The 19899-nt window shown below is 36.5% G+C and carries 14 protein-coding genes; 3 read left to right on the top strand and 11 right to left on the bottom strand.

Annotated features, from left to right (window positions below; translation table 11 throughout):
* Positions 1–21 precede the first annotated feature (21 nt).
* From G3I01_RS14240 to G3I01_RS14270, 7 genes are all read right to left on the bottom strand, one after another.
* Entirely contained in the window at positions 22–3162 is a 3141-nt protein-coding gene (locus tag G3I01_RS14240) for a type I restriction endonuclease subunit R (protein WP_219548915.1), read from the bottom strand.
* Positions 3159–4502, bottom strand: coding sequence for a Fic family protein (locus tag G3I01_RS14245; protein ID WP_219548916.1), 1344 nt, complete (start codon positions 4500–4502; stop codon positions 3159–3161). Before G3I01_RS14245 ends, G3I01_RS14240 begins: the two co-directional genes overlap by 4 nt.
* A gap of 39 nt (positions 4503–4541) precedes the next feature.
* A complete protein-coding gene (locus G3I01_RS14250; RefSeq protein ID WP_219548917.1) occupies positions 4542–5357 on the bottom strand; it encodes a hypothetical protein in 816 nt (271 codons plus the stop codon).
* A 521-nt stretch (positions 5358–5878) separates the two neighbouring features.
* Positions 5879–6643, bottom strand: coding sequence for an abortive infection family protein (locus G3I01_RS14255; RefSeq protein ID WP_219548918.1), 765 nt, complete (start codon positions 6641–6643; stop codon positions 5879–5881).
* On the bottom strand, positions 6640–7767 hold the full coding sequence (locus tag G3I01_RS14260; RefSeq protein ID WP_219548920.1) for a restriction endonuclease subunit S: 1128 nt from the start codon (positions 7765–7767) through the stop codon (positions 6640–6642). Before G3I01_RS14260 ends, G3I01_RS14255 begins: the two co-directional genes overlap by 4 nt.
* Entirely contained in the window at positions 7757–9322 is a 1566-nt protein-coding gene (locus G3I01_RS14265; RefSeq protein WP_219548921.1) for a class I SAM-dependent DNA methyltransferase, read from the bottom strand. Before G3I01_RS14265 ends, G3I01_RS14260 begins: the two co-directional genes overlap by 11 nt.
* 314 nt (positions 9323–9636) lie before the next feature.
* Entirely contained in the window at positions 9637–9897 is a 261-nt protein-coding gene (locus tag G3I01_RS14270) for a helix-turn-helix transcriptional regulator (protein WP_089663738.1), read from the bottom strand.
* A gap of 745 nt (positions 9898–10642) precedes the next feature.
* Here G3I01_RS14270 and G3I01_RS14275 point away from each other — a divergent pair.
* From G3I01_RS14275 to G3I01_RS14285, 3 genes are read left to right on the top strand one after another with little or no spacing between them, the layout of a single operon-like run.
* Positions 10643–13624, top strand: coding sequence for a SusC/RagA family TonB-linked outer membrane protein (locus tag G3I01_RS14275; protein ID WP_219548923.1), 2982 nt, complete (start codon positions 10643–10645; stop codon positions 13622–13624).
* A gap of 12 nt (positions 13625–13636) precedes the next feature.
* Complete coding sequence (locus G3I01_RS14280; RefSeq protein WP_219548925.1) at positions 13637–15040, top strand: RagB/SusD family nutrient uptake outer membrane protein; 1404 nt, start codon at positions 13637–13639, stop codon at positions 15038–15040.
* The gene (locus G3I01_RS14285; protein ID WP_219548926.1) at positions 15027–17843 is read left to right on the top strand and encodes an insulinase family protein; all 2817 of its coding nucleotides are present in this window, start codon (positions 15027–15029) and stop codon (positions 17841–17843) included. Before G3I01_RS14280 ends, G3I01_RS14285 begins: the two co-directional genes overlap by 14 nt.
* Positions 17844–17909: 66 nt before the next feature.
* Here G3I01_RS14285 and G3I01_RS14290 read toward each other — a convergent pair whose 3' ends face one another.
* From G3I01_RS14290 to G3I01_RS14300, 4 genes are all read right to left on the bottom strand, one after another.
* Positions 17910–18194, bottom strand: a complete 285-nt coding sequence (locus G3I01_RS14290) for a DUF6520 family protein (RefSeq protein ID WP_219548927.1) — start codon at positions 18192–18194, stop codon at positions 17910–17912.
* A 234-nt stretch (positions 18195–18428) separates the two neighbouring features.
* Positions 18429–18971 (bottom strand): AraC family transcriptional regulator, encoded by a 543-nt coding sequence (locus G3I01_RS17145; RefSeq protein WP_257710634.1) that lies wholly within the window; start codon positions 18969–18971, stop codon positions 18429–18431.
* Between the two features lie 93 nt (positions 18972–19064).
* Positions 19065–19352 carry a hypothetical protein gene (locus G3I01_RS17150; protein ID WP_257710635.1) on the bottom strand — a complete coding sequence of 96 codons (288 nt, stop codon included), beginning with the start codon at positions 19350–19352 and terminating at the stop codon, positions 19065–19067.
* 20 nt (positions 19353–19372) lie between these two features.
* Entirely contained in the window at positions 19373–19741 is a 369-nt protein-coding gene (locus G3I01_RS14300; RefSeq protein ID WP_257710636.1) for a hypothetical protein, read from the bottom strand.
* Positions 19742–19899 lie beyond the last annotated feature (158 nt).

Raw genomic sequence — 19899 nt, forward strand, 5'->3', positions numbered from 1 at the left:
CTATAAAGCATAGTAACTCATTTACACCGCTCTATTTTTCTTAAAATTCTCCGCTTGTTCAAATATTTCTTCATAAACTTCATCCCGTTCCACCGGCGGATAACCGTGTTCATCGAGTAATAGAATAAGTCCAACCTTTAGGGCAGATTTAATGTCATTTCTTTTGCTCCAGTCTGGAAATTTCGCTTGTTCGTCCACTAAATCTTTTATTGACTTTGAGAGCTCGATGAGCTTATGTTCGGGATATTGAAAATCATATTTGATACAAAGCTCTTTTAAAATATCATAGAAGGCTTTTTCTTCAAAATCAATTCCCAACTTTTCCCCGGCCGAAAACTCTTTTTGTACCTGCCAAATAAGATCTGTGAGCTGCTCTGCCATCTCTTCGTAGACCTCTCCGCGTAACACATCACCTTTTCTTTCATTGTATCGGAAAACCAGGCCTTCCATCTTTTTAGAAAAATCTACTCCTTTTACCTTGTTCACTTTTTTAATCTCTCCAATAGCCCTGGCCAGTAATTGCTGTAAAAGTTTGATTTTAGTATTGGGCAATTTGATCTTATCGATTTTTGCCAGATAATCCTCATCAAATATATCCTGCTGACTATTGGTTTGATCACCCATTTTAAAGATCTCCTCCACGCCTTCACTTGCCAAAGCATTTCTGATCATTTCCCTTACTTTGGCATTCATCTGGGCGGTATCCGGTGCATTTCCCCTGGTGAGTTTAAAAACTATAGATTTTACAGCTAAATAAAAATGTGTATAATCCCGTTCTTCGTGTGTTAACTTTTCACTTCCAGCACAAATATCATAAGCAGCTTTCAGGCGTTTCACCAAATCCATAAAACGTGTTTCCAGCTCCTTGGTATGCTGTACGTATTCAACAGCCAGGTTAAGGTTGTTCAATTGGCTTAAAGGATCTCCCTGGAAATAATCTGTACTATCAAATTTGTGAAAAATCCTGGCCAGTAAATCCAGGTGGTCCCTAACTATCTTCAGGGACTTTTCAATATCTTCGAAATTCTGACGCTCACCCTTATTATATTTGGCAAGAGCTAAGTTCATTTGTTTCTTAATACCAATATAATCTACTACCAGTCCTTTGTTCTTGCCCTGGAACTTCCGGTTTACCCGGGAAATCGTCTGGATAAGGTTATGCTGCTGGATGGGTTTATCGATATAGATACTATCCAGAAACGGCACATCAAAACCTGTAAGCCACATATCGACGACAATGGCAATTTTAAAATTCGATTTCTCATTTTTAAATTGACGGTCCAGCTCTTTCCGGTACTCTTTGGTTCCTAAAAGATCATACATTTCTTTAGGATCGTCTTTTCCCCTTGTCATGATCATCTTTATCCTCTCAATAGGCTTGAGTTGCTTCCTGTCTTTTTCAGTTAAATCGGCACCTTCTTCTGCCTTTCTAATCTTTGCCCATTCCGGTCTTAATTCGATGATGTTCTTATAAAGCTCGTAAGCTATTTCACGATTGCTACAAACGAAAATTGCTTTTCCTTTTACGGTAGCACCTTCCTCCAGCCTTTTTTCATAATGATTGACAAAATCATCTGCTATGGCCTGTAAACGATCCGGATCACTCAAAATGGCATTAATGTTAGCCGACTGCTTTTTACTCTCTTCTACCTGGTACTCATTCGCACCTTCTTCCTCAGCTACCCGGTAATATTCCTCAATTTTCTTTAATTCTCTGTTTTCAAGGGCCACTTTCGCTGCCCTTCCTTCATATACAATACGTACTGTAATTTCATCTATTACAGATTCTGTCATTGTATATTCATCTACTACCTTCCCAAATACATCTAAAGTAGCATCGATTGGCGTCCCGGTAAAACCTACAAAAGTAGCATTAGGCAAAGAATCGTGAAGGTACTTAGCAAAGCCAAAAGTTTTCTTTACCCCTTTTTCTGTGATTTTTATTTTCTGGTCAAGATTGGTCTGGCTCCGGTGAGCCTCATCAGATATACAAATAACATTGCTTCTATTCGTAAGTAACTCGGTATCTTCTGTAAACTTATGTATAGTGGTAAGGAACACGCCACCACTTTCCCTTCCTCTAATCCGTTTGCGTAAGTCTGCACGGCTTTCTGCACTTACGATAGCATCATCCCCAATAAAGGCTTTGGCATTGGTAAATTGCCCTGCAAGCTGATCATCCAAATCGGTTCGATCTGTAATCAAAATAATAGTAGGACTTTCAAAATGATCACTTTTCATTAAAAGCCGGGTTAGGAAAAGCATGGTAAAACTTTTACCGGAACCGGTTGCTCCAAAATAGGTGCCTCCTTTTCCGTTACCGTTAGGTTTTTGGACTTTCTGAATATTGTCAAATAGAGCCCTTGCCGCATAATACTGGGGATAGCGGCACACGATCTTTTCATCCTTTTTGGAGCTATCCGGTAAATAAATAAAGTTTTTAATGATGTCCCGCAGCCTGTATTGATGCAACATTCCCTGGATAAGGGTGAACATACTATCAATACCGTCAACCTCTTGTGCCAATCCTGCGATCCTGCGCCAGGCATAAAAGAATTCATAAGGCGCAAAAAATGAACCTGCTTTGGTATTTACACCATCACTAATTACACAAAATGCATTGTACTTAAAAAGTTCAGGTATGTCCCTTTGGTAACGCACTGTTAATTGAATATAAGCGTCATAAATGGTGGTATTTTCCTGAATCGCCGTTTTGAATTCGAAAACAATTACCGGAATTCCATTAATATAAAGAATCCCGTCAGGAATACGTTTTTGGGTTCCGGTAATTTCCAGCTGATTAACGAACTTATAAGTATTTTGGTTGTCTTCTGAATAATCAATTAAATAGATCCAAATATCTTTTTGGGAACGGTCTTCCCGCTTTAGCGAAAAACCATCAGAAAGCATTTGCATAAACTCCTTGTTGCTTTCATAGAGGTCTGATGCCGGAAGAGTTTTAAGTCTAAGGATAATGGAATCTATTTCATTTTTAGTAATCCCGTTTTTCCGGTACCTTGTCAATAGAAATTCCCGAAGATCACTTTCAATGAGCACTTCATCTTCCTTTCGTGAGATAGTGCCTCCTAATTGATGCTTATAACCTTCCTGTTCCAGCTGGTTGGCAAAAACACTTTCCAGTTGTGCTTCGGTAAATTTCATTCCTGTCTGGCTTTTCTTCCCTTCTCAGTTAACCTATACTTCTGTTTACTGCTTTTGGGTTTGTCCGGTATTGTTAATTCTACCAAACCCTCTTCTAAAGCGGGGTTTAAGTAATTGATTCTAAAATTTTTTCTGTCCACAAGCCCTAATGATTTTTGCAATTCGATTCTACTTTCTTCGCCCTTAAAAACAATAAGAAGATCCCATACTTGGGGGGTGACTTGTGGGGTAACTTGGGGGGAGACTTGCGGGGTCTCCCTATAAACTTCATCTCCGGCAGGAAATATCATCCTGAGGAAATTATCAGAAAAACGGAAACATTCTTTGCTGTACGCTTCCAGTATTCTGGGAATTCCCGAACCTAATTGCTCTACCAGGTCCAGATCTTTATAAATACGCATCAGCACCTTGTTCCGGGGAATTGAAAAGCCTTCGAAAAACTCATTTTTACTTAAGCCATCAGGTAAAGAACCTGCGGAAGTTATTTCGATGCGATCATTAAAGATCTCAAATTTTGGTGCTATTTCGCGGGTATAGTCATTATGGACAAAGGCATTTATAATTGCTTCCCTAAGTGCAATGGCATTCCATAGACGATGTTCCTTTCGTTCTTTCTGAGTTATTTGTGTGATGGTGCGGTTTTCCAGGCTTATTTTATCCAGTACACTCTTAGTAGCTTTCACAAGGGAACAATAACCGTATTCGTTACTTTCCATTAAATCTACTCGCGTGTCACCCTTATATTTTGCGACCTTTACGGAAAGGTTATTTTCATCGGCCAGCAAATAAGCGGCGTAATTCAAATCACCCTCGGTGGTTGTAAGCTCTAAATTCTTCCTGAACTGTTTATTAAGGGGTTTTTGTTTTTCCTGGTAATAAATATGAAGCTGCTCAAAGTTTAGATCCTGGCGATGGGCTTTTATTTTCCCTATGGAATTCCGGGTACGAGAGGCAAAAAGTTCTTCAATTTGTTTCTGCGACATCGGTTCTGCAGCAGAACCCAGGCGTATAAAACAGCCTTTTTCACTCATCCCGTATTTTTTGAGATGGTATGGTTTCTCAGAACCGCTGGCTACAATAATCTTTAAAATTTCTTTCCCATCCCTTTCTTCGCTTACAATATCAAACAGTCCGAGGGCTGAAGGACGAATGTTGTTTTTTAACCGGTCTTTTATTTTTAACTGGTCGCTATCGGCATCTTGAACGCCAACTGTCCTACCTTCTTTATCTATGCCTATATAAATTATGCCACCTTCTCTGTAATTCAAAAAAGCCACAACTTCTTTCTCCAGTCCTTCGGAAAGTTCACGCTTATATTCTATGCGATTGGTTTCGGGCATTATTACATTATAATTTTAAATTATTTAATTAGACATATATTATGAATCCTGAATTCTTGTTGAAGTAGCTATTCTTTTCTCTTCATAAATATCTGCAAAATAGTACCTCTGATCCATTGCATAAAGTAAGTTTTTTAAATCAACATCGTTTTTAATTTCTAACTTATCATTCGATATATCTATTCCAGCATTCTCTTTTGCATACTTTATTAATAAGCTTCTTTTTCTTTTTGAGAGGCTATCATACTTTACTTTTACATCGGCAATTCTTTTTCTGTTGAGAGTACCAACTTTTTTATCATCAAATCCATTTAGCAATATAAACGGAATAGCTAAAAATTGTGAGACTTCTTCCTCCGTGGCTTCGCGATGGAGCTCTGAGATGCCTCTAAAAATTGGTTTTATTTTACCCAAATCTCTAAAAATAAGCTGATCTTCTTTTTGAAAATAAATAGCGTCTGATGTTTCTCTTATTTCTATCTGTTGTTTTTGTTCGGTAATAACAGGTTGTCCCGAATAATCTAAAAAAGTCTTGCGATTTATAAACTTTGAAGAGGTAATACGTTGAATATGTATTTGATTGCCTTGGAACATTAATAAGAAATTAATATCGTTGTATTGAGTGTTATGAATCTGATTTAATGAAGATTGGGAGAAAGATGATTTTAATTCCTCAATAAAATAGTCCTTTTCCGAAAAATTATTTAAAAGGAACCATTCGTCCTCATTTAAATTATGATTCGGATCATAAATAACTTTCTCATCTGAATTTCCAGTAATATTATCTACGATCGCATTATTCTTAGAAAGGATACTTTTGAACTCAGTTTTTAATTTAGCTATTAGGTAATTCATATCTTAAATTTCAATAAATGTATAATCGTTAATTCTTCGGGCTAGAATTTCATCAATTGTTTTAGGCGATTTAATCTTTTGTTTACTGATTAGCATTATTTTTACATTATCCTTAATAGTTACATAATAAAATGTATAACCGAATATTAAAAAGACTGGATTAAAATAGGAAACCCTGGAAACGAAAGTAAAAACAAGAGTAATTCCAAAAACCACAAAAAAAGTAAGACTGTCATTTACACTCAGTGCAACGAAGAAGAAAGCTAAATAATTGGCTAAAAAATCATTATTCGAGACTTCAATCGTTTTTATGGATTTAATATTGGATACCGATAATTTTCCAGATAGAAACAAGGCAATTAGAGCCAATAGGAATGGAATAATCAAATAAACCAAGCTCATTAATACTTGAAAATGGTCAATATTCCGGCATATATTTGGAAATATTTTATTCTTTATAAGAAAAATAATTACAAAAAATGAAACCGAGCTGAAGGTTAAGAAAAGTCTTAGTATAAAATTCAAAATGCTGATAATTTAAAAACTTTGGTTTCTTTAAATGTTTTGAACAAGAAAATTGTCATTGACCCTGCTAAATTGACTGCTAATTCACTATGTCTTTCTGATGGTTTAACACTTTTTTTACTTTTCCCGTGAGCATCTCCTAGTTTATTTCTCAACGCTCCTAAACCACTAACAACACCACTTGCACTACCAAGTATTTGCTTAAAAATTTGCTCCTGATGTTTTTCTGGTGCTAAATTCAAAGATTTTGCAACTTCTTTATACAAGTCGGGTAATTCAGCGCCATCGTTATATTCTATACCTTGCTCGTCTAAAATATATTTTAAAATACTTTCAATTAATGTTCGAGCTGAAGTTATCGCACCTTCAGGTTCTGTTTGCATTCGTTTAAGAGCTTTTTGCCATTGAATATGAATATGTGCTTCATCAAACACAATGCTTTCTTCTAAAGGTGAGGTAGATTTCTTTTCTAAATAATTTAATATTGGGGAGAATTCATCCCATAAAAAATCTCTGCGTTCTTGATAAGTACTAAACCTTCCCTTGATGAAAGTCCAAAACTGGTCTATTGTTCTTTTTGTTTTAATCCATTCAGGTAGCAAATTTTCTAATGCTTTATTCCTAATGAGCTTGGTTCTTACTGTTGTATATAATTGATTATCAAAATCACTTCCTGTAGCCCGAGCAATTACACCATCTTGAAAATATTCAACAAGTTGAAATTCACTTAATTTTTTTATTCGTTCTAATTCTTCTGTCATGCTTCAATAAGTTCTGTTTCCACCCCATGCACAACCCCCTTCATTAGCACAGGACAAAGGGGCTTAATACTGGCTTTTAATTGCTCATTAATACGCTTGCGAGTTTCTAAAGTATGATAAATGGTAACAATGGCTTCTTGAATTTTTATATCTGGAATAGGTAATTGCACTCTACACATTTCACCCCAATCAAAAGTTTCTCTTGCACTTCCCCAAGAGTTAAAGCGTGCATAACGGTCAAACTCACTTCGCTTAAAAAATAAAAACAGATACTCAGGAAGCAATACTCTTTTATCTATCACTTCAAAAACTGTGTAAATTGCAGATACAATACAGTCTTCAGCATTATTCATTGCTAAAGCAATTTTATCTCCTCTTCGAGAAGTATCGGCTACATATACAAATTGTCCATTTTTAACAATTTTGTAATTCCTGAAATTCACACCTGTTGTGTTCGCTTTAGTATTAATTAGAATTTTAGAAGTCGATACACCTTGTAAAAAATCAATTTCTAAATCAGTATTTCGTTCATCAGATTGTTGAATGTAAGCACCTAATGTTTTAGGTTCTTTGGTTTTGATTAAATCTTCAATGTAGGTATCACAAATCAGCTGTAAATCATCTAAGCTATTTTCGTAAGTCTTTTGATTATTAAGCAATCCTTTATAGAGGTTTACATATTTGCGTTGCTCATTTATATGCGGTATGGGCATTTCTATTTCGCAAAGGCGGTTCCACTCCAAACCACCTCTAACGCTACTATCGCAATAATTCCAAGCTAATCGATGAAATTCTGGTCTTTGAAATTCTATCATCAAAAATTCTGGAAGTAATTCATTCTCATCAATCACTTCAAATACTTTATAAGCTGGAGAAACTAATGCGGGATCATCATTAGTATATAATGCTATAGGAAGTCTTTCATCTCTACCAACGTGCATAATGTTAGTTGCAAACTGACCTTTTTGAACCAACTTATATTTAGATAAATCTAAACCTGATTGGTTCGCAACAGATGGCATAAAATTGTTGGTAATGTTAATACCCAATAGATTGGTAACAGCTAAATCTTTGTTTCGGTTATCTACCAATTGTATATATTTTCCAATCGATTTATAACTCATATCCTAAAGTTTTGAAAGCGTTTATGAGTTGTTCCTGGCTTTGTTTTTCTTCTTTCAATAATTCTTTAAAATTTCCTTGAATACGTTTCATCTCGGTATCAAAGTCAATACCGCTATCGCCATCTATAAATTCAATGTATTTACTAGGAACTAAAGAAAAGTCGTTTTTGGCTATAGTATCAAAATGCACTGATTGGCAGTATTCAGGAATATTCTTGTAAGTGGTTTCCCAATCTGGCTCTTGCCAATGGTGATAGTTCTCGGCTACTTTTTCTATATCATTAGAAGTTAGTTCAATAAATTTTTTTTCATACTCACTTCCCCAACGTCTTAAATCCATAAATAACACTTCCTCTTCTCGATTCCTATAATGGCGTTCTTTATCGCCGATAGAACGAGTATGTGCTGTTTTGTTTTTATTGAGGATCCAAACGGTTACGCTTATATCAGTAGTGTAAAACATATTCCTAGGTAAAATTATTATAGCTTCCACCAGGTTGTTTTCCACCAATTTTCTCCTAATTTTATATTCTTCGCCACCCCCGGAAAGAGCTCCGTTAGCCAAAATAAAACCGGCAACCCCATCATCTGATAGTTTGGAAACCATGTTTAATATCCATCCGTAATTGGCATTGCTTTTAGGAGGCACTTCATAACCCTGCCATCGGGGATCATCTATTAACTCCTGCGGCCCACGCCAGTCCTTTTGATTAAAGGGCGGGTTGGCCATAATATAATCGGCTTTCAAATCCTTATGCTGATCATTGCTAAAGGTATCGGCCGCTTTTTCACCCAGATTAGCAGATATCCCCCGAATGGCAAGGTTCATTTTTGCCAGTTTGTAAGTAGTATTGGTGTACTCCTGTCCGTAAATTGAAATTTCCCGTTTGCTCCCGTGGTGGCTTTCAATAAACTTGATAGACTGCACGAACATTCCACCTGAACCACAAGCCGGGTCATAAATTATTCCTTTATAGGGTTCTATCATTTCGGCAATAAGATTTACAATACTCTTTGGTGTATAGAATTCTCCCTTTCCTTTTCCTTCCGCCAAAGCGAATTTGGACAAAAAGTATTCATATACACGCCCCACGATATCCTGGGATTTGTCTTTTTGAGTATCTATTTTATTAATGGTGTCCAAAAGAGACGATAATTTACTTTTGTCCAGTCCTAAGCGGGAAAAATAATTGTCCGGCAATGCACCCTTTAGAGATGGGTTGTTCTTTTCGATCTGGTTTAACGCGGTATCAATCTTTAGCGCAATATCGTCTTGCTTCGCATTTTTAATAAGATAGTTCCATCGAGAAGTCTCTGCTAAGAAAAAGACGTTCTTCATATTGTAGAAGTCTTTCATTTCAAGGTACTTTTCTTTGCCTTCGGCAACAAGTTCCTCACGGCGCACTTCAAATTTATCACTGGCAAATTTCAGGAAGATAAGCCCGAGCACCACATGTTTGTATTCTGAAGGTTCGATGGAGCCACGTAATTTATTCGCAGCATCCCACAGGCTTTCTTCAATAGATTTTTCTTTGGTAGTTTTCTTTTTTGCCATTATTAAGATTCGGGTATGTAGTAAATAATTATGCTTCCGAGGTAGGGTAGAGTAGCTGGAGCAATTTAGTAAAAATCTTTCTAATGTTAAAGGATTCTAAAGATGAGAAAATGAGTATTTGAATTGCCAAATATTGTTTGTTCGACATACGATTGATAGGTTAAAGTAGTAAGGACATCGACTTGTACACTTAACTGTTTTCTTTCCTGGTTCCCAAAAATTAAATTTTTTATCAATACATTATTTGCGATCACAAGTCTTATATACGCAATTTAATGGTTATTTTCCACTCCGATTTAGCGGGATAAAGCAAATTAATTGTAGTCAAATAACTCTGTAACTGAAACCTCTAAAACTATTGCCAGGGCTATTAATGTTTCAAAAGTAGGATTAGCCTCCCCCCTCTCTATTTCACCTATAGTTTTTTTAGATAAAAGGCCCCTTCGATCACTCAGCTCTTGCTGTGAAATATTTCTATTTGGATATTCAAGACTAACAATTCTTTCTCTTAATGACCTTATATGCTTGCCAAATCTTATTTTATGTTCACTGAATTTTAAGGTATTCTCAATCATACTATAAAATTCTAGGTTAAAAACAAAAATTATGGTAACCTATAAGGTACCATAAAATAATTTTTATTATATTTGGTTCATTATAATATATTTGCGAAACTTCTTTAAGTAAAATATTAGAAGCATTCGCTTTGAATCTCGAATCGAAAACTGGTAATTTTTAGTACACGAGATGATAGGTGAAGTGCTCACGACCCGGGCGTGGGCTCACTTATTGTGTACAAGGTATACCAGTACCGCGATTCGATAAGTTGAGCTTTCACGCCTTTTTTGTATTTAGGTATTTTCTGCTCAATTATTTTTAAAGCATTTGTTTCTTCACTTAAAAAATCGTCGCTACGAATTAACCCTACATTTTAAACAAAGGTCAAAGCGGCCGGCATTCCTGTGGAGTGTTTTTATCAAGCTTGTGTACGGGAACAGGAAAACCTTATAAATAATCCCGTGGGTTGTTATTACCTCATATAGGTAATGGCAGTTGGGTGGGAAGTCTGCTATTCTTAATAGAAAAGTAGACGGGCAAACTCGGCTTAAGGTCAGATGGCCTTTAGTTATTATACGGCAACCTTTTTTTGCGCCAATTTTACAGATTGTTTTAGCCAATAAAAAAATGCATATGGAAAAAAGAAAAGTGAACACTCGTTTTGACGGGTAAAAGCAAAAAAGCCTTCCCTTGAGATTGCAGTCGTACAGGGAAGGCCTAAGCTTTAATAAAACAAATGTTTCATTTAACTAATGTAAAATTATGAAAAATTTTTACAAGCGGGGCATGCTTATCATCATGTTCCTCTTAGCCATGGCCTTATTGGTCATGTTGGCGATGGGTCAAGCCAAAGCGGCAACACCCTCAACTCCTATTTATTTTTACCAACAGGAAATTACTGGCAAAGTCTCAGAGCCCAAAGGGGAACCATTAGAAGGCGTAACTGTTTTTATTAAAAATAAACGAGTTGGTGAGGTTACCGCAGCAGACGGATCTTATGCTATCCAGGCTAGCCAAGGGGACACCCTGATATTCTCATTTATAGGTTTTAAATCAAGGGAGGTTGCAGTTGGTAATCAATCTACCATAAATGTTGTCCTAAAGGAAGATATTGCCTCCTTAAACGAAGTGCTTATCAATGCCGGATACTATACCGTAAAAAGACGTGAACGAACCGGTAATATCTCCCGTGTCACGGCTGAGGAAATAGAAAAACAGCCAGTGATAAGTCCATTACAAGCATTACAAGGAAGAATGGCGGGTGTACAGATCACCTCTGGAGGAACCAATCCGGGAGCGGCTTCCACCATACAGATTAGGGGAGTTAATAGTCTAAGGAGTGAAGGTAATTATCCTTTATATATTATTGATGGGGTACCAATTAGTTCAATTCCCGTAGAAAGTAATTCTCTTCTAGGAAATTCGGGTCTTGACCCTTTAAATAACCTAAACCCTGCAAATATTGAAAGTATTGAGGTTCTTAAAGATGCCGATGCCACAGCTATTTACGGTTCTCGTGGAGCCAACGGGGTGGTTCTTATCACTACAAAAACTGGCTTAAAGTCTAGTAAAGGACTTGAGATGAGGGCCTATACCGGCATATCTTATGTACCTGGAAAAATGGATTTGCTTGAAACACCGCGATATCTTGAATTAAGAAAAGCAGCTTATGATAATGACGGTATTGAACCTAATGCCAGCAATGCCTATGATCTTTTGGTATGGGATCAGCAACGTTATACGGACTGGCAGGAATATGCATTTGGTAAAAATGCAGAGGTAACTAATGCTAACCTAGCCTTTACTGGAGGAAAAGACCTAACCTCATTTAGAGTAGGCGGCTCTTGGTTTAGCCAGGGCACCGTATATCCCGGTGATTATAATTATCGCAAGCTTACCGGTAATTTAAGTCTAAACCACTCCTCCCAGAACAGAAAATTAAATTTACAGGTTTCCCTGAATTATGGCCTTGATAAGAACCAACTTACCGGAGATCTCAACGTTGGTGCCTTAAATTTTCTACCTCCTAACGCACCGGCATTATTGAATGATGATGACTCCCTGAACTGGACCGAATGGGCTGAGGCCGGTATAAAGAATCCTCTGGAAGGCTTTTTTAATAGTAATGACATCCAGACGAATAATTTTATCACGAATGCAGGTATTTCTTATGAAATTGCAAAAGGCTTAACTCTGAAATCGAGTCTTGGATACACACGGTATGACAGTGACGAATTCTGGAAGTTGCCCGCACGGTCATATAACCCGGCGGGTAATCCCATAAACCGATCAGTACATCTAAACTCCGTTAGGAAATCATGGATTGTAGAACCACAGTTGGTTTACAATGTCCGTTTTGGAAAGTTAAATATGGATCTACTACTGGGCGGTACCATTCAGGAAAATACCAGCTCACGTCAAAGTCTGCAAGGTATAGGTTATGCTTCTGAGGCACTTATTGGCAATCTGGCGGCCGCAGAGAGTATATTGAATGCACAAAACTCCACGGTTGAGTATAGATATGCTGCGCTATTCTCACGATTGGGATTGAATTGGGATAAAAAATATTATCTCAACCTAACCGGCCGAAGGGACGGATCCAGCAGGTTCGGACCTAATAAACGCTTTGCCAATTTCGGAGCTATTGGGACAGCCTGGATCTTCTCTGAAGAAAGTTTTATGAAAGATCATCTCAACTTTCTCTCCTTAGGTAAACTTCGCGCAAGTTACGGCAGCACGGGGAATGACCAAATTGGTGATTATGGATACCTCGACGCTTATGGAGCTACCAGAGGACCAGGAGGTCTTTTTCCTACCGGATTGGCCAATCCCGATTATTCCTGGGAGATTAATAAAAAATTGGAAGTGGGACTTGAGTTGGCTTTTTGGAATAACCGGGTCAATTTAGGAGGAAGCTGGTATCAAAACCGTTCCTCCAATCAGCTGGTAGGATATACGCTTCCTGCAATCACTGGTTTCGGATCTGTCCAGGCCAATTTACCTGCAACAGTCGAGAACCGGGGAACTGAGATAGAATTTAGTAGTATTAATATTGATAATTTGAATTTCAAATGGCAGACTTCTTTGAATATAAGTTTTCCAAAAAATGAACTCGTGCGTTATCCAGGTATTGAGGAGTCTTCATACGCCAATACTTACCGCGTTGGTGAGCCTTTAAATATTTCGCTGAATTATAACTATACAGGGATAGATCCGGAAAGTGGTTATTATTCTTTCCAAGATGTGAATGGTGATAGCAGACTGGATTACCAGGACAGAATCATTGTAGAAGATCGAACCAGCGAATTCTTTGGCGGTTTAAACAATAGCCTTAGCTACCAAAATTTTCATTTGCAGTTTTTATGGCAATTCGTCAGGCAAAATGGAAAACTGATATATTATAACGCAGGAAGGCCGGTAAATATCCTCTCAGGATATAATACCGATGACTTTCAACAGCCAACTCAGTCTTATCAGGGAGCCCTGGCTTATTCAAATGCTATTAACAGCTCACTCTTTACGAGTGACGGTTCTTTTCTCCGTTTAAAAACCCTCTCTCTGAGCTATGATCTTCCAAAGCAATTTCTTCAGCGTATAGGCATAAACAAATTTCAGTTGTTTTTTAACGGGCAAAACCTCTGGACAATCACGTCTTATAAGGGTATGGATCCTGAAAATTCTTATGACGGTAATTTTATAGGTAACCTGCGAAGCCTTACCGCAGGAGCTCAAGTAAACTTTTAAAACTATATAGTAATGAATATAAAAACATTAATAAACCGAACTCTTTTTTTATTGTTTTTGGCCAGTAATTACTCTTGTGAGAAACTGGTAGAGATCGATTCTCCTACCGATAAATTGGTAAGAGAAGAGGTGTTCAATAACGATCAAACAGCAATTAGCGCCATGGACGGTATCTATAATGAACTTTTCCAGGCTGATTTCTCAAGTGGTTCAAGATCGAGTGTTACCGTACTGGGAGGTTTATCGTCGGATAATGTTCAGTATCTCAATTCAGGAAATATCAATATGATGCAGTTCCAGGAGCATGAAATCGATCCAAGCAATCCGGGTAACTTACAACTATGGACCAGTGCTTATAATATCATCTATTTATGTAATTCTTTGATCGAAGGTTTAGAAAATTCTTCTTCCATTGATGCAGCGCTGCAGCAGCAGCTTGAAGGAGAAGCAAGGTTCGTTCGGGCTTTCAGTTATTTTCAATTGGTAAATCTTTATGGAGAGGTACCGTTGATACTAAACACCGACTATCGGGAAAACGCATTAAAACCGAGGGTAGAAGTCGATGAAATCTACAATTTAATAGAAGAAGACCTACTGATTTCATCAGAAACTCTGAGTTCTTCATACAGAAATAGCGAAAGAACCAGCGGGAATAAGTTTGGGGCAAATGCTCTTCTGGCCAGAGTATATCTCTATCAGGAAGATTGGCAGAAAGCTGAAGATTATAGCAGCCAGGTAATTAATGAAACTGCTTCTTACGAAATACTAGATAACCTGGATGATGTTTTTCTGGCAAATAGCCGGGAGGCTATATGGCAAATTTCTCCAATCGGTGGTGGCGGAATAGCCTCTAATACGAATGATGGTAGTATGTTTATTATCGATCCTTTCTTCTCTTTTTTTGCCACATTAAAATTAGATGCATCCATAATTCCTGAGTTTATTGAAAGTGATATTCGCCGTCAGAATTGGGTTGGATATAATTCATCAAAAGATGCTTTCTTCAGTCATAAATATAAGATTGATGCCAGTTCAGAATTTCCCATTAAGGAATATTCTATGGTTTTACGTTTAGCTGAGCAATATCTAATTCGGGCAGAAGCAAGAGCAAATTTGGGTAAGATCAACGATGCACTAAATGATCTTGACGTGATTCGTAAGCGAGCGGGGTTACCTGCTTTAACGGAGAGTACACCAGGTATAGCTGAGGAAGAATTAATGGAAAAGATATTTCGCCAGCGAAGGCTTGAACTATTTACAGAATGGGGACATCGCTGGTTTGATCTTAAAAGAACCGACCGAACTACAAATGTTTTTGGGAATAACTCAACCTGGCAGAATACAGATATACTTTATCCAATTCCAGCCGAAGAAATTTCAAAAAACCCAAACTTAATTCAGAATGATGGCTATTAAAAAACATTATGCTTTTATCCTACTCTTTGGTTTTAGCACCTTCCTCTCCTATTCTCAAATTTTTCAGCAAAGTTTGTCTGAAAAAGCTATCCCTCTGGATAGTACAGTAAGATTTGGAGTACTAGATAATGGTTTTACATACTATTTGAAGAATAATAACAATCCTAAAGGCGAAGTGGTTTTAAAAATGTTGGTGAAATCCGGAAGTTTCCATACCGACGAAGACCAGATTGAATATGCGCACCTTTTGGAACACGTAGCAGTAAAGGATCTTGAAAAGTTCAAAGATCTGGATGTAATCCTTACTGTAAATGGTATTCATCTTACGGCGTTTACACGAAGACTTTCTACCGGTTATACTCTACGAATACCTAACTATAATCAGGAGAAACTCAACCTTGGACTGAATGTTTTAGAACAATGGGCAGAAGGTATTGTAATTGATTCCTCCCGGCTGGATATGCATGCAGGAAGTATTCTTGGCGAAATGCGACCTAATGATACATACGCGAGCAATCTTTATGATAAAAAATTAAAAATCATTCTTAAAAATATAGAATTTCCGTTTAAGGATAGCAAGAAAAGTATTGAAAGTATAAAAACGCTGAATATTAATCGTTTAAGAAATTTTTATAAAGACTGGTATAGACCAAATCTACAAGCGGCCATTGTGGTAGGTCCTATCAACCTGGACAGCATAGAAAATGTCATCCGTAGTAAGTTTTCACGGTTATCAAGGCCAAAGATCGAAAGGGATCCTTCGCCAGCCATTAAAAAGTTCAATTATCAGTTAACCGGAAAAAATCAATATGAATCCATAAAGGATACCCTAAATACTAATTGGAGGTTAAATATAATTTCCAAAAGACCTAACCATGAGTTTAAAATTAAATCAGAGAAAGATTTTTATATCGCTGTCCTTCAAAATTTATATGAACACATAATAACAGAAAGAAACAGAAATTATTTAAGTCAATATGATCCAAAATTCTCGGGTAATGCAGTTAGTTACCACGGGAATGGAGCTGCCAGTAGTCAAGTTAGTATAGGGTTAATGAATATTGAACTGGGATCTGAACCCTCAAAAATAGGAATTAAGATTGCTGATGCGGTTGAAGCTGATAAAATCATTCATTCCAATTTTACCCTGGAAGAATTGAACGAAGCTAAGGAGAAGCTTATATCAGCATGGAAGGACGAATCTTTAAGTTCCATCAATTTAGCAAATCAATATGAAAATCATTTTGTTTATCAGAATTCAGCACCTTCTGAAAACAGACTTAAAAATCTGCAAAAACTGCTACAGGAATTGACTCTTTCCGAGCTACAGAACTTTTCAGATAACCGAAAGAATTTACTCAAAGACACGGATTTTATTTTTATTAATGTTCCCGAGGCTTTCATTCCGGGAGAGAAAAAAATCGAAAGGATTATTTCAAAGGTATATAAGTCTAATACACCGGAAAATCATTCTCCAATTAACAAGATAGATGAGATTAAGGAAGTAATTAAGGTAGAAGAGATATCCGAACTTAGTCTGAATGAAGACGTAATAGGTGTTACTACTCTAAAATTAAAAAATAATATTAAGGTATTATTCAAACCAACAGCCCCACAATCCTCACAATTCAAGAACCGGATTGAGTTTTTGGGCTTTCAACCTATACGATTTGATGGTGATTCAATTAATTATGAACTTGAGTTATTAGCACATAATTATGCTACATTCACAGGTACCGATCACCATAATCATTTTCAGATAGAAGAATTTAAGCGTAATCATAATATGAAATTGAATTTTGGTTTCGACCATGCTAATTTTCTCATAGAGGCTCAGTTTTATAAAAAAAACTTACACGATTTTTTCAACCTATTATATCAGTATATTCAATCCCCTGAGGATCACGACCAGGCTTTTCAATATTGGAAAAAGAAAAGGATTCAACGAAAAAGTCCCTATGCAAATAAAGGAGGGTCTAATTTTTTCAAGGAAGGAATAGAAACAATTTGGAACCCTTTGTATCCAAATCTTGACAAGATCTCCTACGATGATATTAATAAGAAAGCTTTAATGAAAGCTTACAAAGATCATTTCTCTAATTTCAACGAATATACTTTTATCGTTACTGGAGATTTCAAAACTAAGGAGTTGGTTAAAGAAATATCACTCTATCTGTCAGAGTTTCCAGTATCCGGTCGTAGAGAAGGAAAAAAAATTACTGAATGGAGTAACAGGAGTGAAAATATAAATGACACCTTAATATATCCCGGAATTGGTCAATCATTTTCTGAAATATTCTTGCCCATAAAAATAGAGCCAAGCATAAAGAATCAAGTGTTACTGAATCTTGTTAATACTGCCTTCTATGAAAGACTGGTAAAGGTTCTGCATGAGGATTGTTATGCACCAGGGGCTGGCGGACAATGGATCGATTTGAACGATAGTTTATATGCTTTTAACATTAGATTCAATAGTGAGCTTGGTAACGAACACAATATGTTTTTAAATTCAATGAATGAAATCAAAAAACTGAAGAAAGACGGGATTGATAATGAGTGGTTGGAAGCTCATATCAAACATGCGAGTCAACTTTTTAAATCCCGAATCAATTCTTTTGGATATTTCAATTTTTGGCCACAATTTTTAAAAAAAAGTCTGGAACAAGAAAGGAATTATGAAGAGTACATTTTACAATATACTGGAATATTGGAAAATTTTGTAACCCAGGAAGATGCAAATAAGGCTATTAATAACTATATTAAAACAGATAATTTACAGAAGTTTCTTGTATTGCCTGAATAAACCAGAAAGGGGAAAAATAAATAAAAGCCTACCGGCTAAATAACCGATAGGCTTTTTTATCAATTTCTATTGAAGAATTATTATGGTGCCATCACTTTGTTCCTTTTTGGTAGACAGATCCATCTCGTCATAAAGATCATAGATCGGTCCACCGGCACCAAACTGAACTCGACAAACTTCGTTGCCGCCGGTACAGTTTTGTTCAGGAACAGCTCTCCAGGTACCGTTATCATTCACATAGTCATTGGCAACAACTTCAGGTTGCTCTTCAATTTCGCCTCCCAAGTTTGTAAAGGACATGCCTAATACTACCAGAAACGCCATAATCGGAATTAAAAATAACTTTTTCATAATATTAAAGTTTAAATTCACCTACTCTTTCAAGGATTTTCGGCTTCTCCTACTTTCTGCGCAAAAAGATTTTATAATTTCTTTCATTGGGTGTAAAAGCCAGCATGGTACTGAAAAGTAAAGAAGTAATAAAAATCTTAGTATTTCAATTTTTATAACTCTGTCATTTTACAATAGTAAATTTCACCAAATCCTGTCAAAGAAAATGGTTGCTAAAGCCGTTAAACTATTCTATTATAAAATCGACCGTTGATAATCCCTTCTATATTGAGAAGGTGTCTGCCCGAATTGTTTGCGGAAATTCTTGGAAAAATGAGAATGATCCTTAAAACCGCATTTTTGAGTAATTATGGAAATTGGTAATTCCGTAGTTCTAATCAAGAGTGCTCCTTTGTCAAGCCTTTTTTCCATATGAAACCTATGGATGGTAGTGCCATACATTTTTTTAAATCCTTCTTTGAGTTTCGTTTTATTAGTACGATGAATAAGACCTAATTCTCTAAGAGATGGAAGATCGGTATGAAGATTTTTAAGGATATAAAGACGTACTTGTTTCAGTAAAATTTTTGTTGCAGCGCTTTCCTTTTTTCCTGATTTTAATGAATGTCTTATACTACTTACTTTTCTCAGAGGTTCTTCACCATTCGTAAAACGAAAAGCTGTAATGACATATGCACAGGAGGGATCTACTCCCACCATCCTTTGAATAGTGCAAGGACATCTATGTAATGCTTTATTTTCAACAATGAAGTCAACAGGAATAAATTGCTGATACATTTTTCCAGTAGCTGAATCAAGTTCGTCCGTCAGCGCTTTCTCCGAGTTTTTTGAAAGAATTTCAGAAACCGGGCAGTCAAATTTGTCCTGATTTCATTTCAAAATTTCAGGAGTGTTGGAAGAATATGACGTGATGTAAAAATCCTTATCTAAAAAGATTGAAAATTGTATTTCCGGTTGCTTTATTTCCTGATTTGATCCAAAACAAAAATTATATATTTCCTCTGACATCATATTCAGCAGTACGGTAACTGTATCAATGGGATCTCTTCTGCCGGAAGGCTCCTGACGAAACATGAAGTTACCACAGGCAATTTCTATGATTTGCTGATATAAAGAATTGAATCTCATTTTATCCTCATTGTTGAATGCATATTCCATAATTCTTATATTAAAGATTACTATTTAAAGTCCTGCAGAAACAAAAGCGCCTTCTTTTTATCTTTAAATACCCGGATAGGGTAATCGGGGGTGCTTGTTTTTATAAAGAGTTGAGTAATAGCCATCGCATGATCATCTTTCACCAGAAGAGCCAGAGCTGTCGTCATAAAGGCACCTTCTATTGCGAGATAATCCCTGGCTTCCTTCTGTGCATTGGTAATGGCCCTTAGATCACAAAATATAGGATACGAATTTTCATTTTGCAGCTGCAAACGTTGACTAACGATCTCTCTGGCCATACTCCTATTGATCTCATAAATTTCTTTATAGACAAAGAATAAGATCCCCTCAGAGATCCACATTTTCGCGTAGGTTCCATCCACCACCATCCCGTAAAGTTTTGGATATCACTAATATATAATAAAAAATAAATAGTCTTATCAGAACACCTTAAATGATTTCATTTAACATGTTTTAAAATTATAAACATAGATTTTACCTGCATTTGGATGAAAAGCCGTATGACTGTTCTGAAAAGACTTTTACC

The sequence above is a fragment of the Gramella sp. MT6 genome (genome assembly GCF_019357415.1).
Classification (GTDB): domain Bacteria; phylum Bacteroidota; class Bacteroidia; order Flavobacteriales; family Flavobacteriaceae; genus Christiangramia.

Coding starts and splice junctions, on each gene's coding strand:
- G3I01_RS14285 (WP_219548926.1), top strand. CDS start 15,027: ATGATGGCTATTAAAAAACATTATGCTTTTATCCTACTCTTTGGTTTT.
- G3I01_RS14240 (WP_219548915.1), bottom strand. CDS start 3,162: ATGAAATTTACCGAAGCACAACTGGAAAGTGTTTTTGCCAACCAGCTG.
- G3I01_RS14300 (WP_257710636.1), bottom strand. CDS start 19,741: ATGGTGGTGGATGGAACCTACGCGAAAATGTGGATCTCTGAGGGGATC.
- G3I01_RS14270 (WP_089663738.1), bottom strand. CDS start 9,897: ATGATTGAGAATACCTTAAAATTCAGTGAACATAAAATAAGATTTGGC.
- G3I01_RS14255 (WP_219548918.1), bottom strand. CDS start 6,643: ATGACAGAAGAATTAGAACGAATAAAAAAATTAAGTGAATTTCAACTT.
- G3I01_RS14245 (WP_219548916.1), bottom strand. CDS start 4,502: ATGCCCGAAACCAATCGCATAGAATATAAGCGTGAACTTTCCGAAGGA.
- G3I01_RS14290 (WP_219548927.1), bottom strand. CDS start 18,194: ATGAAAAAGTTATTTTTAATTCCGATTATGGCGTTTCTGGTAGTATTA.
- G3I01_RS14260 (WP_219548920.1), bottom strand. CDS start 7,767: ATGAGTTATAAATCGATTGGAAAATATATACAATTGGTAGATAACCGA.
- G3I01_RS14250 (WP_219548917.1), bottom strand. CDS start 5,357: ATGAATTACCTAATAGCTAAATTAAAAACTGAGTTCAAAAGTATCCTT.
- G3I01_RS14280 (WP_219548925.1), top strand. CDS start 13,637: ATGAATATAAAAACATTAATAAACCGAACTCTTTTTTTATTGTTTTTG.
- G3I01_RS14275 (WP_219548923.1), top strand. CDS start 10,643: ATGAAAAATTTTTACAAGCGGGGCATGCTTATCATCATGTTCCTCTTA.
- G3I01_RS14265 (WP_219548921.1), bottom strand. CDS start 9,322: ATGGCAAAAAAGAAAACTACCAAAGAAAAATCTATTGAAGAAAGCCTG.
- G3I01_RS17150 (WP_257710635.1), bottom strand. CDS start 19,352: ATGGAATATGCATTCAACAATGAGGATAAAATGAGATTCAATTCTTTA.
- G3I01_RS17145 (WP_257710634.1), bottom strand. CDS start 18,971: ATGTATCAGCAATTTATTCCTGTTGACTTCATTGTTGAAAATAAAGCA.